Below are 13,696 nucleotides of genomic sequence, written 5' to 3' on the forward strand. Positions count from 1 at the left end.
GCAGTGATCTGTCCCGCTGTTAGCACGAACTCCCGATCGTGTCGCTAGTCTCCCCGCGTGCAGATTCTGGTCACGGGTGGGGCGGGTTTCATCGGCTCGCATTTCGTGCGGTCCCTGGTCGACGGGGCGTATCCGGCCTTGAGTGGGGACGTGCGGGTGCTGGACCTGCTCACCTACGCGGGTCGGCGGGAGAACCTGGCCGGGTACCTGTCTGACTCAGGCGTGGATCTCGTGGTGGGGGACATCCGGGACCCCGAGGCCGTCGGGCGGGCGGTGGCCGGGGTGGATGTGGTGGTGCATTTCGCGGCGGAGTCGCACGTGGACCGCTCGATCACGGGGGCGGCGGACTTCGTGTCGACCAACGTGGTGGGCACGCAGGTGATGTTGCAGGCCGCGCTGGACGCGGGGGTGGGCAAGTTCGTGCACGTCTCGACGGACGAGGTGTACGGCTCGATCTCGGAGGGGTCGTGGCCGGAGACGGACCCGTTGTTGCCGAACTCGCCGTACTCGGCGTCGAAGGCGGGGTCGGACCTGTTGGCGCGCAGCTACTTCCGCACGCACGGGCTGGACGTGTCGATCACGCGGTGTTCGAACAACTACGGGCCGTACCAGTTCCCGGAGAAGGTCATTCCGTTGTTCGTGACCAACCTGCTCGACGGGCGGAAGGTCCCGCTCTACGGCGACGGGCTCAACGTGCGGGACTGGCTGCACGTCGACGACCACTGTCGGGGGATCGCGCTGGTCGCCGGGGGTGGCCGGGCGGGGGAGATCTACAACATCGGCGGCGGCACCGAGCTGACGAACCACGACCTGACCCACCGGTTGTTGGCGGCGGTGGGTGCGGGCGAGGACATGATCGAGCGGGTGGCGGACCGCAAGGGGCACGACCGGCGGTACTCGGTGGACTGGTCGAAGATCAACGCGGAGCTGGGGTACGCGCCGCGGCACTCGTTCGACGAGGGGTTGGCGGAGACGGTGGCCTGGTACCGGGACAACCGTCCGTGGTGGGAGCCGATCAAGTCGGGGGTCTCGGCGTGAAGTACCGCGAGCTGTCGATCTCCGGGGCGTGGGCGTTCGAGCCGACGGTCTTCCCGGACAGCCGGGGCGTGTTCGTGGCGCCCTACCAGGGCCCGGTGTTCCGGGAGGCGCTCGGCTTCGAGCTGACCACGCAGCAGACCAACCACTCGCGCAGCGCGCGCGGTGTGGTGCGGGGGGTGCACTTCGCGGACGTGCCGCCCGGGCAGGCGAAGTACGTGTACTGCCCGTCGGGTCGGCTGCTCGACGTGATCGTCGACGTCCGGGTGGGGTCGCCGACCTTCGGGCAGTGGGAGGCCGTGGAGCTCGACTCGGAGCGGATGAACGCGGTCTATCTCACCGAGGGGCTGGGGCACGCGTTCGTCGCCCTGGCGGAGCCGACGGTGATGGCCTACCTGTGCTCCACGCCGTACAACCCCAAGGCCGAGCACGGGATCTCGCCGCTGGACCCCGCGCTGGGACTGCCGTGGCCCGCGGACCTGGAGCTGATCCTCTCCGCCAAGGACCGGGACGCCCCGACCCTCGCCGAGGCCCGTGATAAGGGTCTGCTGCCCCGCTACTGAAGGTCGGCCAGCTCCGCGGCGAGCGCCGACTCGATCGACTCCGCCGCGGCCACGGCCGGCATCTCGCGGTGCTGCGCCTCGACCCGGGCGTTCGTGACCGCGCCCTCGACGAGCAGCGCCCCGACGAGGGCGACCACCCGGACGTCCGTGGGACTCGGCCCCTCGTCGGCCACCGGCCCGCGCCCCGTGACCGCCCCTTGCAGGATGGCCGAGCCCGGCGACGTCGAGGGGTTCAGCGGCCCGCCGTCCGGCGGTTCGGCGCCCCGCAACAGGTCGGTCCACACCGGGCGGGCGGCGTCGACGAGGCGCAGCAGGGCGCGCTCGTCGGCGACGGGGTCGGTGGCCCAGATGCGTTCGTCGTGGTCGCGGATCGACCCGACCGCGCGCCGTGCGACCGCCGCCGCCACCTCCGGGTGTCGGTCCGGGTCGGGGACCCAGTCGGCGTCCGGCGGGGACGCGTCGACCAGCCGTTGCACGCACAGCAGCCGCTCCGAGCCGGACAGCCCGACCACGCAGACGGCGAGGGTCACACCCACGACGGGGCCCGGCACGGGCTCCGCGGCGGCGAAGTAGCGGCGGGGGAGCGGCCGGTCGTCCGCCCGGAAGGAGCGGTCCAGAAGCCGTTGGAGCTGCCCGATCTCCGCCCCCTGGGCGACGAGCGCGGGATCGGGTCGTGGGGTGGGTGGCGGCTGCTCGGCGGTGGGCGCGGGCTGCTCCGGCGTGGTGGGTGACGGCTGCGGGGCCGGCGGCTCGGCGGTGGGCTCGGGTCGCTCTGGCCCGGGCTGCTCCGGCTCGGCGGGCTCGGGCTGCTCCGGCTCGGTGGTCGGAGGCTCGGCGGACGAGGGAGCGGGCGGGTCGGCCGACTCGGACTCGGCCCGCGCAGCGGCCAGGCCGATCACCGAGGCCCCCGCCGCACCGACTCCGAGCGCCCCGGGCGTCGCGGGGGTCGGGTGTCCTGGGGGTGCGGCCTGGGCTGCCGCGTCACCGTCCGATCGGGCTGGGCCGGCGGACGCATCGAGGGGCGGCGGAGCAGCGTCGCCGGGCACAGATGCCCCGGGGTCGGGGTCGTCGTCCTCCGCGGGCGGATCGTGGGGCCGAACCGTCCGGGACCGGGGCTGGTCGGAGCGGCGGCCCAGGTCCAGGCCCTGCGGCGTGACGACCGTGATCGGGTCGGTGCGGGCGTCCTCGCCGGTCACGGGGCGGACTGGTCGTGTCGGCGGCTCGGGGGAGGGGCGCGGTGCCGCGACGGGACTGCCGAGGCGCGGTTCCGCGGGCCCCGCCGCCTCGCCCCGGTCCGCGGCGTACCCCTCGTCCTCCGGCGGCCCCTCCGCCGCGGCCTGCCGCCCGCCCGCGACCCAGTCGTTCGCGCGGCCCCACCACGACCTGCGCCCGGCGGGTCGCCCCGATGCGGAACCGCGGGCAGAGCCGTCGGAGCCGTAGCCGCCCGGTGCGGGACGACGCAGCAGGGCGAAGGCCAGGGCGGCGAGGGCGATCAGGAAGGTGGGAAGCACGATCGGCCAGCCCGTCCAGGCCGTGGCCTGCGGGTACGGCGGCGTGGCGGGCAGCGGGAGCGAGGTGATCCGCTGCTCCTGCGGCACCCCGAGCCGGGTGAGCCCGTTGATCGCCGGCTGGTTGCCCTGGTCCAGGGCGAGCGCGGACTGGTAGGCGGCCTGGGCGCCCGCGTTGTCCGCCGCCACCTCCAACGCCGTGCCGCGGGCGGCCTCGCGGAAGGCCGAGGCGTACCGGTTCGCGACCGAGTCGAGCCCGGTGTCCGCACACGAACCCTCGCCGCTGCGCTGGGCGCGGGCGTAGAGCTCGGCGGCGGTGGCGAGCTGGCCCTGGTTCAGCGCCGTCGAGGCCAGATCGCACTGCGCGGTCGGCCCGCTCGACCCACACCCGGCGAGGGTCGCCAGGAGCACGAGACCGAGGGCCGCCCGGCGGAAGTCCATGCCCCCCATGCTTCCCCGTGTCACCCCGCGGAACAACTCGCCTGGTGATCGCCGGGTCACCCCGGGTGGAGAATGCACCCATGCGGCCGCACACCGTCCTCGCCTCCCTCGACCCCGCCGCCCGGGACGGGTTCGCGCTGCTGTCGGCGCCCGCGCTACCGCGGGAGGCGCGGCAGGCGCTCGGGCGGGAGCTGCGGGACCGGGTGCCGCGGGAGGCGCTGGCGGCGTGGACCCCGGCGAACCGGCGGATCGGGGCCGTCGAGTCGGTGCGGCTGACCAACGCCGGCCGGGTGGAGCGGCTCATCCCCGTCCGGATCGGGCGCATGTCCGCGAGCCCGTTCGCCTTCCTGCGCGGCGCCGCCCACCTGCACGCCGCGGACTTCGCGACGCTGCCCGCCACCGGCGTCCAACCCGTCATCTGCGGGGACGCCCACCTCGGCAACTTCGGCTTCTACGCCTCGCCCGAGCGGGACCTCGTCTTCGACCTCAACGACTTCGACGAGGCCCACCCCGGGGCCTGGGAGTGGGATCTGCGCCGGCTCGCGACGAGCATCCATGTGGCCGGACGGCAGTGCGGCGCCACCGAGGAGCAGTGCGGCGAGGCCGTGGCCCGCTGTGTCGACGCCTACCGGCGGCACCTCGCGCGGCTCGCCTCCCAGCCGCTGCTCACCCGCTCGTACGAGCGCATCGAGGCGGACGACCTGGAGGAACGCGCGGACCGCAAGGGCAGCCGCAAGGCCGTCGCGGACGCGGCCCGCAAGGCCCGGCGGCGCACCAGCGACCGCGCCCTGCCCCGCTTCACCGACGGTGACTCGCGCCGGATCGTCGCCGACCCGCCGCTGATCACCCGGCCGGATCCCGAGCAGTACGACCGGCTCGTCCTCGCCCTCGACGACTACCTCACGACGCTGCCGCCGCACTGGGCGCGCGTGGTCGGCGGGTACCGGGTGGTGGACGTGGCGCACAAGGTGGTCGGCGTGGGATCGGTCGGGCTGCGCGCCTACCTGGCGCTGTGCGAGGGCTCCGGGCCGGACGACGTCCTGTTCCTGCAGCTCAAGCAGGCCCGCCGGTCGGTGATCGCCCCGTTCGTGCACGGCGACACGGCGCTGCACGACCACCAGGGCCGACGTGTCGTCGAGTACCAGCAGGCGCTGCAGACCGTGTCCGATCCGCTGCTGGGCTGGACGACCGCCGGGAACCGGCAGTACTACGTGCGCCAGTTCCGCGACATGAAGGGCTCGTTCGACCTGGACCACATGGAGCCCGCGGGCCTGGTGGACTACGCCGCCGTCTGCGGGTTGCTGCTGGCGAAGGGCCACGCGCGGACCAGCGGCGCCTCCATGATCGCGGCCTACCTCGGCGGAGGCGGGCGGGTGCGCACCGCGATCCGCCGCTTCGCCCGGGCCTACGCCGACCAGACCGAGCGCGACCACGCGGACCTGACGGCGGCGGTGCGGGCCGGCGTCTTCCCGTGCGAGCCGGGGGTGTGAGCGACCTTCTACGGCGTGTCGGAGCACAGTGGTAGGTTCTGCGCCGTGAGCGTGGTGCAGACGGTGCTGGTCTTCCTCCTGATACCGGCGGTGGTCTATCTCGTCGTCTTCGGCCTGACCGTGGGCCGGAAGGCGAGCCGCAAGCCGCGGTACCGGTCCGGCGAGGCATGGGACTACGAGCCCGTCCTGTGGACCGCGAACCCGGCCGGTGCCCACCTGCCCGCCGAGCGCTCCGACACCGTCGAGCCGACGAACGCACAGACCGGGGGAGCCCGTGGCCACTGGTAATCACGGAGCTGATCACGGAGCCGACCACGGAGCCGTCGCCACCGTCGACCCCGAGGACCTGCCCGAGGGCGCGGTCGTCACCGGGTCCGGGCGGGTCTCCGCCGCCGAGGTCTTCACCGAGCCGGACACCACGGGGAAGCCGCCGTTCAGCACCGAGCAGCTGTCCCGGCTGGACGAGGCGCTGACCCTGGCGAGCCGCGACACCGGGCTGTTCTTCGCCATCTACCTGGGCGACCTGGGCGGCGACCCCGAGGCCGCCGCGGCGGAGTACCAGGCCTCGCTGGACCCGTCGGACACCGCGGTGCTCGTGGCCGTGAGCCCGGGGCAGCGCCTGGTCGAGGTCGTGACCGGGCCCGAGGCGAAGCTGCGGCTGCCGGACCGGGGCGCGAAGCTCGCCGTCATGAGCATGGTGGCCTCGTTCAAGGAGAGCGACCTGTTCGGCGGACTGCTCAGCGGGCTGCGGATGCTGGCCGACCAGGCGGGCCACCGCCGCTAGAGCGGGGTTGCCCCTTTCGGGCGAGTTCGCCCGCTCCATCCGGCAAACATGCGTGATGGTTGGGTGCGGTCAGCCATATGGTGTAAGCATGTGGGCAAGGTGCAGTGGTTCCGTCACGGTGAGCAGTACGCGTCGTTCGCCGCGGCGGGTCGTTGCAGGTACGTGACCGGTCGTCGGCCCCGCAGCGGAAGCCCTCGCATCGCCCATGAGTGAACCGATCTCGCCGCGTGAGCCGGAGCGGACGCTCCGGCGCCCCCCGGTGCCCGTGATCGTGGTGGACGATCACGAGCTCGTGGCGACCTCGCTGGTGATGAGCCTCGAGAAGGAGGGCATCGAGGCCGGCCGGATCCGGCCCGCGGCCGAGCGGGGGATCCTGGCGGAGGCGGGCCGGGTGCCCGCGGGGCTCGTGCTCCTCGACCTCGACCTCGGGCGGGACGCGGAGGGCAACCGGATCGACGGCGTGGAGCTCGTCGGGCCGCTGCGGCAGGCCGGGTGGCAGATCCTCGTCCTCTCCGGCAGCGCCGACCCCGCCCGGATCGGCTCCGCGCTCGACGCGGGCGCCCTGGCCTGGGTGCCGAAGAACGCCCCGTTCCCCACCCTGCTCGCCGCGGTGCGGGAGGCCGTCGCGGGCCGCCCGGTGATGTCGGAGGACCGCAGGCGCAAGTTCATCGACGTGTCCCGAAGACGGACCGCCGAGCGCCGGGACCTGGCCGAGAAGCTCGGCCGGTTGACCCAGCGGGAGCGCGAGGTGCTGGCCGAGCTGGCCAGGGGCAGACGCGCCCAGGCCGTGGCGGACCACTTCGTGGTGTCGCTGGCGACCGTGCGCACGCAGATCAGGGCCGTGCTGACCAAGCTCGAGGTGGGCTCGCAGCTCGAGGCCGTGGCCCTCTACCGGCAGGCCACCGGCGGCTGATCCGCGCACGGCGGTGTCGGGTGAACGCCCCGCAGCCGTTCGGTTGAGGTCCATCGTCCGCTGTCGACGGTCGTGGCACATCCCTAAGATGGATGAACGGCCGGCCGGGTGGTGGGTCGCGGAGGGGGGTCTCCGACCACATGGCCACGGGGGTCACCAGCGCGGTGGGCAGGCTGCGCCGCGCGCGCTTCACCTCGCGAATGGGCATCGACGTGAGCGCGCTGGTCGTGCTGTGCGCGGGTGTCGTGGTGTTGGCGTCGAGCCCGCGGATCCTGGACTGGGTGCACGAGGAGTTCGTGGTCGACCTCCTGACGCTGGTCGCGGCGGGCGTCGGTGCGGCCACCGCCATCCTCGCCCTGATCGGGTCGCGGGTGCTCGGCGAGGCGCGGCTGGCGTGGCTCGCCGCCGCGCTGGTCCTCTACTGCGTGGTGGTGCTGCCGTGGACCGCGCTCGGGACGGCGGAGTCGACCGCCGCGCGCGTGTCCCGGATGCTCGCCTACGCCACGGCGCTCGTGCTGCTCGTGTTCGCGCTGCGCGCGCCGCGCCGCATGGGGGCCTGGGGCGGCTGGCTGATCATGCTCGCGGGCGGCGGCGCGTCGCTGCTCGCCCTGTTCGTGGTGCCGGACCCGGGCTCGTTCACCGAGGTCCTGACCGGGCCGGTGTACACCACGGTCCTGGTGATCGGGTGGGCCGCCGCGGCCGTGCTCGGCGTGGTCGACGCCGCGCGCAGGCAGAGCGGGCCGCGGCTGCGGGCCGGGCTGGGGCTCGTCGTCCTCGCGGGCGCTCAGCTCTACCGGACCGCGAACGGCGCGCGCGTCCCGGCGACCGACCTGGTCTTCCCCGCGCTGCGGCTGGTCGGGCTCGTCGTGGTGCTGGTGGGGCTGCTGCAGATCGTGGGGCGGGGCGTCCGCCGCCTGCAGGAGGAGAACTTCGTGCAGCAGGAGGAGCTCGCGGTCGCGGCGCTGCACATGGAGCGCGCGGCCGCGCACACCGCCGAACGCAACCACGAGCTGCGCAACGGGCTCGCCGGGCTGGCCGGCATCACGCACCTGCTGTCCGCGGAGGTCGACGGGCCGGACCAGGAGCGCCTGCGCAGCGCCGTGCTGGCCGAGCTGGGCAGGCTGCACACGATCCTGGAGTCCACCACCGACCCGGAGCGGCTGGCGGCCCTCGCGGGGGCGACGGACGCCGAGGACTACCTCGTCGAACCCATGCTCGCCGGGCTGGTCGAGCTGCAGCGGGCCCAGGGGCGTGACGTGCGCCTGGAGGTCCCCGACGGGCTGCGCGCCCGGGGGGACTCCGCGGTCGTCGCGCAGATCGTCACGAACCTGTTGACCAACTGTGAACGCCACGCCGCCGGAACTCCGGTCCTGGTCCGGGCGTTTTCGGAGCAGGACACGGTGGTGATCGAGGTGCGGGACCACGGTCCGGGGCTCCCTCCGGGCCGTGAGGGAGTCGTCCTGGTGCGCGGGGTGCACGACCCGCGGGCAGGCGGCTCCGGGCTCGGGCTGCACATCAGCCGGGAGCTCGCCGAAGGCCAGGGAGGGTCCCTGAGCCTGCGCACCGTGGAGGACCCGCGGGGCTGTGCGGCCCGCCTGTCGATCCCGGCCGTCGACGCCGAACGACCGGCTGCCGACGCGATCGCACCGTAGGCGCAACTTCACGCGCCGTCGAACGTCTCACCGATCTCGGTGATGACGCAATGGGTCCGATCACGACATACTGTGCGCACTCCGGCCCCTTGTGGGGGGCCGGTCGGCAGAAAGGAGGGATCCCGAATGGGTGACACGGACACCCCCCGTCCGCGCAAGACCCAGGGGTCCGTCTCGTCGGTGCTGACCCCGCCCACGGGTCTGCCCTCGATCGAGGACATCACGGTCCCCGCCCAGCGCGCTCCCGAGCAGAACCTCGCGAGCGCCCCGACCGCACCGCCGGTGGCGCCCCCGCCGCCGGTCCAGGCCCTACCGGGGACCTGTGTGTGCGGGCACGCGGCGGAGGCCCACGAGCACTACCGCGCCGGTGACGACTGCGGCGCCTGCGGCGTCGCGGTGTGCGAGCACTACCGGGACGCGACCGGCGACGAGCCGAAGAAGGGCCTGCTGGCCCGGCTGTTCCGCCGCTGACCCACCGCGTCCGAGTCACGGACGAGCCGAGGGCCCCGCTTCCCCAGCGGGGCCCTCGGTCCGTGTCCGGAGCCGTTCGGCCACGAGGTCCGCGGCGGCGGCGAGGCCCAGCACCACCGCGACGGCCGTGCCGAACCCGCCGACCGTGTCCGTCGGGTAGTGCGCCCCGATCGCGACCATGCCGCCGCCGACGACACCGCCGGCGACCAGGGCGAACGCGAGGAGGGCCGCGACGGCGACCCCGGTGGACACCCGCAGCCTGCTGAGCAGCAGCAGGCCGACCACGAGCGCGACGGACGTGGCGCCTCCGGTGTGACCGCTCGGGTACGCGTGGCCGCCGTCCGCGCCCAGCGTCCGCCCGACCACCGGTTTCATCGCCATGATCGTGAGGCCGGTGAGCCCCGGCCCGGCGAGCGCGAGCAGCGCGAGGAGTCGCTCCCGCAGCGCCAGGGCGACCACCGCGAGGACGAGTGCCGCGGCCACGACGAACGGCGGAGACCCGAACGTGGTCAGCTCGCGCACCGTCCACACGTGCGGTGACGTGAGCGTGTCGACCGCGGCCGTGACGCGGCCGTCGAGCCGGCCCGCGGCGGACCCGCCCGCCACGTGCACGCCCAGCGCCACGACCACGGCCGCCGCGGCGAGCGCGAGCGCCGCGAAGGCCTGGCGGCGACCGTCCGTGGCGGGGCGGCCACCTGCGGTTCCCCGGGTCGTCGTCACCCGTTCGAGGATAGCGACGTCGCCGCCGGTGCCCGCCGGTCGTGATCTCAGCCGGTGGCGCGTGCCCGGCGGCGGGCGGCGGCCCACTCCAGCGCCAGCGCCGTGCCCAGGACCAGGGCGACCGCGGCGCAGAACCCGCCGACGGTGTCGGTGGGGTAGTGGGCGTCCGTCGCGACCAGGGCGACGCCGATGCCGCCGCCCGCGACGAGCGCGAGGGTCACGATCAGCGCGGTGCCGGTCGTGCGGCCCGGACGTACCAGGCTGACCAGCAGCAACGCCACGGCCACGGCGATCGCCGTGGCGCCGCCCGTGTGGCCGCTGGGGTAGGCGAAGCCACCGAACTCGGTGGTCCGGCCGATCGCCGGTTTGAGCAGGGTCGTCGCCACGCCGGTCAGCCCCGGCCCGACGACGGCGACCACGGCCAGCCGCCGTCGGTGCAGCGCGAGGCAGACGGCCGCGAGGCCGAACGCGCCCGCGACCACCGTCGGTGGGGACCCGAAGGCCGTGAGCACCCGGAACAGGTGCTCGTGCGGGCGGGTCGCGCCCGCGACCAGGGACTCGGTGTGCAGGTCCAGGGCGCCGTTCCCGGTGCTGCCCGCATAGGCCGCGGCACCGACGCCGAACACCGCGACGGCGAGCGCGATGAGCAGCAGGGCGGGGACTCGGAGGGTGGGTGGGATCTCAGGGGTGAACGGGCGGGCACTCGTCACGTGATCAAGCATCCCAAGCGGCGCGCCGCGAATCACCACTGAACCGAGTGACGTGCGGTGTCGCACCGCACACGCGCCCGGACCGCGACGGGAGACCCCGCCGCGGCCCGGACGACCCCGTCAGGAGCGGTCGAACTCGCGGGCCGCGAGGGCCCGCACGATGCCCGCCCGGCCCTCGGTGACCAGCCGGCGCAGCGCCGGGGGGTGCGTGTCGTCCGCGAGCCAGGCGTCCGCCGCGTCCACGGTGCCCTTCTCGACGGCCCAGCTCGGGAACAGGCCGAGGACGACGCTCTGCGCCCGCTCCGAGGTGCGGCGCGACCACACCTCGGCGACCGAGTCGAAGTACTTCTCGACGTACCCGCCGAGCAGCCCCCGCTGCGCCGGGTGGGCGAACCCGCCGATGATCGCCTCCTGGACGGCGTTCGGGATCTCGTCGTCGTAGACCGCGCGCTGCCACGCCCTGGCCTTGGCCTCCGCGGTCGGGACGAGCGAGCGGGCCCGCTCGGCCTGCCGCTCGCCCGCCGCCGTGGCGTCCCGGGCGTGCTCGGCCTCGATCTCCGGCTCCCCGGCCCGCCCGTGCGCGACCAGGGCGTGCAGGAGCCGCCAGCGCAGGTCGGTGTCGACGGTCAGGCCCGCGGGCACGTCCCGCCCGTCGAGCCACGCCGCGAAGCGGTCCAGCACGGCCGCGGGCAGCACCGACCCGGACAGGGAGTTGACCAGGGCGAGCTGGGTGTCCGAGCCCGCCTCCGCGCCGTCGAGCCCCGCGAGCATGGCCTCGACCAGCTGCGGCCAGCCCTTCTCCGCCGCCCAGCTCTCGTCCGCGTAGGAGGCGACCGCGGTCTGGACCTGCAGCAGCAGCCGCTGCAGCACCCCGATCTCGGTCTCCCGGGCGAACCCGCCGGAGACGAGGGTGGCGAAGTCCCGGGCCTTGAGCTCGGCCTCGCGGGTCATCTCCCAGGCCGCCGACCAGCACAGCGTGCGCGGCAGCGGCTCGGCGATGTCCCCGATCCGGTCGATCAGCGTGGTGAGCGACGCGGGGTCCAGACGCAGGGCGCAGTAGGTGAGGTCGTCGTCGTTGACCAGCACGAGCTTGCCCTGCGGAGTGCCGACGAGGGCGTCGACCCGGGTCCGCTCGCCCGTGACGTCCACCTCGATGCGCTCGGTGCGCACGATCCGGCCGTGGGAGTCCTCGTCGTAGATCCCGACGGCGACGCGGTGCGTCCGCGTCTCCCCGGCGCCGGGCCGCGCGCCGCCCTGGACGATCTCGAAGCTGGTGAACGTGCCCTCGGGGGAGACCTCGAACTGCGGGCGGAGCAGGTTCAGCCCGGTGGTGCGCAGCCACTGCGCGCCCCAGTCGCTCAGGTCGCGTCCGGAGGACTCCTCCAGGGCGCCCAACAGGTCGTCGAAGGTGGCGTTGCCCCACTTGTGGGCCTCGAAGTACGCCCGCAGGCCCGCCATGAAGGGCTCGAGCCCCACGTAGGCCACGAGCTGCTTGAGCACCGACGCGCCCTTGGCGTAGGTGATCCCGTCGAAGTTGACCTCGACGGCCTGCAGGTCCGGGATGTCCGCCGCGATCGGGTGCGTCGAGGGCAGCTGGTCCTGGCGGTAGGCCCAGGACTTCTCGACGTTCGCGAAGGTCGTCCAGGCCTCGGTGTACTCGGTGGCCTCGGCCTGGCAGAGCACGGAGGCCCAGGTGGCGAACGACTCGTTCAGCCACAGGTCGTCCCACCAGCGCATGGTCACGAGGTCGCCGAACCACATGTGCGCCATCTCGTGCAGGATCGTCTCGGCGCGGCGCTCGTAGAGGAACCGGGTGACCCGGGAGCGGAAGACGTAGTCCTCGAGGAAGGTGACGGCGCCCGCGTTCTCCATCGCGCCCGCGTTGAACTCCGGCACGAAGAGCTGGTCGTACTTGCCGAACGGGTACCGGATCCCGAAGTTGCGGTGGTAGAAGTCGAAGCCCTGCTTGGTCTCGGTGAAGATCCGCTCGTGGTCCATGTGCGGGGCAAGGCTCGCCCGGCAGAAGATCCCGAGCGGGATGCCGTCGTGCTCGTCGTGCCAGCTCGCGTACGGGCCCGCGATCAGGGCGACCAGGTAGGTCGACATGATCTCGGTCTCGGCGAAGCGGTGGACACCGTCCGCGACCTCGGCCACCGCGTTGGAGACGACCTTCCAGTCCGACGGCGCCGTGACCGTGAGGGTGTAGCGCGCCTTGAGGTCCGGCTGGTCGAAGCAGGCGAACAGGCGCTTGCAGTCCGCGGTCTCGAACTGCGAGTAGAGGTAGACGCCGCCGTCGACCGGGTCGACGAAGCGGTGCAGGCCCTCGCCGGTGTTCATGTAGGTGCCGGTGGCGACGACCGTCAGCTCGTTCTCGGCCCGCAGGTCCGGCAGGGCGAGGCCGTCGTCCTCGCGGTAGCCGGACACGTCGAGCGCGGTGCCGTTCAGCACGGCGGACTCGACGCCCGCGCCCACGAAGTCGATCCAGCTGTCCGCACCCGGCTCGGCGCAGGTGAACCGGACCGTGGCGGTGGTCGCGAACGTCTTCTCGCCCGGTCCGCCCGCGCCGTCGGTCAGGTCGAGGTCGACCACGTACGACGAGACGGCCAGCAGGGCGGCCCGGCGCTCGGCGTCGGCCTGGGTCAGGTTGGGCGGGGCCATGTGGTCCTTCCGGTCCGAGGGTGCTTCCCGCATCCAATCACGGGCGGCGAGGTCTTTCCCGGCCGTGCGGGAACACGGCCGGGGCGGCGCCGGTTGGGCGTTCTAGGACGACGAACGGAGTGCCTGTGACCAGCACCGACCGGACCAAGGTCGACATCTGGGTCGACCCGCTGTGTCCCTGGGCCTGGCTCACCTCGCGGTGGATCCTCGAGGTCGAGCAGGTTCGGGACCTGGACCTGGACTTCCACGTGATGAGCCTCGCCGTGCTCAACGCGGGCCGGGACCTGCCCGAGCAGTACCAGGAGATGATGAAGAAGGCCTGGGGTCCGGTGCGGGTCCTGATCGCCGCCGCCGAGGGCCACGGCCGCGAGGTCGTCCGCCCGCTCTACGGGGCGATGGGGGAGCGGATCCACAACGGCGGCAACAAGGACTTCGACGTCGTGATCAAGGAGGCGCTCGCCGAGCAGGACCTGCCCGCCGAGCTGGCCGAGGCCGCCACCTCCACCGAGTGGGACGAGAAGCTGAACACCGAGCACCACGCGGGCATGGACCCCGTCGGCATGGACGTGGGCACCCCGGTGCTGCACGTCGACGGCGTGGCCTACTTCGGGCCCGTCATCTCCAAGGTGCCGCACGGCGAGGAGGCCGGGAAGGTCTTCGACGGCGCCCACCTGCTGGCCGGTTGGCCGCATTTCTTCGAGCTCAAGCGCACCCGTACCGAGGATCCGGATTTCGACTACTGATCCGCGGA

13 protein-coding genes are annotated in these 13,696 nt (G+C 73.7%); 9 read left to right on the forward strand and 4 right to left on the reverse strand.

Annotation, left to right across the window (positions count from 1 at the left end; genetic code table 11):
* Nucleotides 1-57 precede the first annotated feature (57 nt).
* Complete coding sequence (gene rfbB / locus L3X23_RS34420; protein WP_237197891.1) at nt 58-1,038, forward strand: dTDP-glucose 4,6-dehydratase; 981 nt, start codon at nt 58-60, stop codon at nt 1,036-1,038.
* On the forward strand, nt 1,035-1,598 hold the full coding sequence (locus tag L3X23_RS34425) for a dTDP-4-dehydrorhamnose 3,5-epimerase family protein (protein ID WP_237197892.1): 564 nt from the start codon (nt 1,035-1,037) through the stop codon (nt 1,596-1,598). The genes rfbB and L3X23_RS34425 overlap by 4 nt, the downstream gene beginning before the upstream one ends.
* Here the strand turns inward: L3X23_RS34425 and L3X23_RS34430 are convergent.
* Nucleotides 1,592-3,547, reverse strand: coding sequence for a hypothetical protein (locus L3X23_RS34430; RefSeq protein ID WP_237197893.1), 1,956 nt, complete (start codon nt 3,545-3,547; stop codon nt 1,592-1,594). The two genes, L3X23_RS34425 and L3X23_RS34430, sit on opposite strands and share 7 nt — an antisense overlap.
* Nucleotides 3,548-3,627: 80 nt before the next feature.
* Here L3X23_RS34430 and L3X23_RS34435 point away from each other — a divergent pair, with 80 nt between their 5' ends.
* The 6 genes from L3X23_RS34435 to L3X23_RS34460 all read left to right on the forward strand — a co-directional run bounded on the left by L3X23_RS34435 (nt 3,628) and on the right by L3X23_RS34460 (nt 8,857).
* Nucleotides 3,628-5,037: a DUF2252 domain-containing protein gene (locus L3X23_RS34435; RefSeq protein WP_237197894.1), complete on the forward strand. Its 1,410-nt coding sequence runs from the start codon at nt 3,628-3,630 to the stop codon at nt 5,035-5,037.
* Nucleotides 5,038-5,082: 45 nt separating this feature from the next.
* Nucleotides 5,083-5,325, forward strand: a complete 243-nt coding sequence (locus L3X23_RS34440) for a hypothetical protein (RefSeq protein WP_093088952.1) — start codon at nt 5,083-5,085, stop codon at nt 5,323-5,325.
* The gene (locus L3X23_RS34445; RefSeq protein ID WP_237197895.1) at nt 5,312-5,821 is read left to right on the forward strand and encodes a DUF5130 family protein; all 510 of its coding nucleotides are present in this window, start codon (nt 5,312-5,314) and stop codon (nt 5,819-5,821) included. Before L3X23_RS34440 ends, L3X23_RS34445 begins: the two co-directional genes overlap by 14 nt.
* A 205-nt stretch (nt 5,822-6,026) precedes the next feature.
* On the forward strand, nt 6,027-6,734 hold the full coding sequence (locus tag L3X23_RS34450) for a response regulator transcription factor (RefSeq protein ID WP_237197896.1): 708 nt from the start codon (nt 6,027-6,029) through the stop codon (nt 6,732-6,734).
* Nucleotides 6,735-6,874: 140 nt separating this feature from the next.
* Nucleotides 6,875-8,386, forward strand: coding sequence for a HAMP domain-containing sensor histidine kinase (locus L3X23_RS35915; protein ID WP_305080946.1), 1,512 nt, complete (start codon nt 6,875-6,877; stop codon nt 8,384-8,386).
* A gap of 126 nt (nt 8,387-8,512) precedes the next feature.
* Entirely contained in the window at nt 8,513-8,857 is a 345-nt protein-coding gene (locus L3X23_RS34460; protein WP_093088948.1) for a hypothetical protein, read from the forward strand.
* Nucleotides 8,858-8,872: 15 nt separating this feature from the next.
* On the opposite strand, the gene L3X23_RS36495 is transcribed toward L3X23_RS34460, so the two are convergent.
* The 3 genes from L3X23_RS36495 to pepN all read right to left on the reverse strand — a co-directional run bounded on the left by L3X23_RS36495 (nt 8,873) and on the right by pepN (nt 12,945).
* Nucleotides 8,873-9,577, reverse strand: coding sequence for a phosphatase PAP2 family protein (locus tag L3X23_RS36495; protein ID WP_237197897.1), 705 nt, complete (start codon nt 9,575-9,577; stop codon nt 8,873-8,875).
* Nucleotides 9,578-9,624: 47 nt separating this feature from the next.
* Entirely contained in the window at nt 9,625-10,287 is a 663-nt protein-coding gene (locus tag L3X23_RS34470) for a phosphatase PAP2 family protein (protein WP_176921504.1), read from the reverse strand.
* 120 nt (nt 10,288-10,407) lie between these two features.
* Nucleotides 10,408-12,945: an aminopeptidase N gene (pepN, locus tag L3X23_RS34475; protein ID WP_237197898.1), complete on the reverse strand. Its 2,538-nt coding sequence runs from the start codon at nt 12,943-12,945 to the stop codon at nt 10,408-10,410.
* A 125-nt stretch (nt 12,946-13,070) separates the two neighbouring features.
* On the opposite strand from pepN, the gene L3X23_RS34480 reads away from it, so the two are divergent.
* On the forward strand, nt 13,071-13,688 hold the full coding sequence (locus tag L3X23_RS34480) for a DsbA family protein (protein WP_237197899.1): 618 nt from the start codon (nt 13,071-13,073) through the stop codon (nt 13,686-13,688).
* The last annotated feature ends 8 nt before the right edge of the window (nt 13,689-13,696 follow it).

The sequence above is a fragment of the Pseudonocardia sp. WMMC193 genome, from assembly GCF_021728735.1.
GTDB lineage: Bacteria > Actinomycetota > Actinomycetes > Mycobacteriales > Pseudonocardiaceae > Pseudonocardia > Pseudonocardia oroxyli.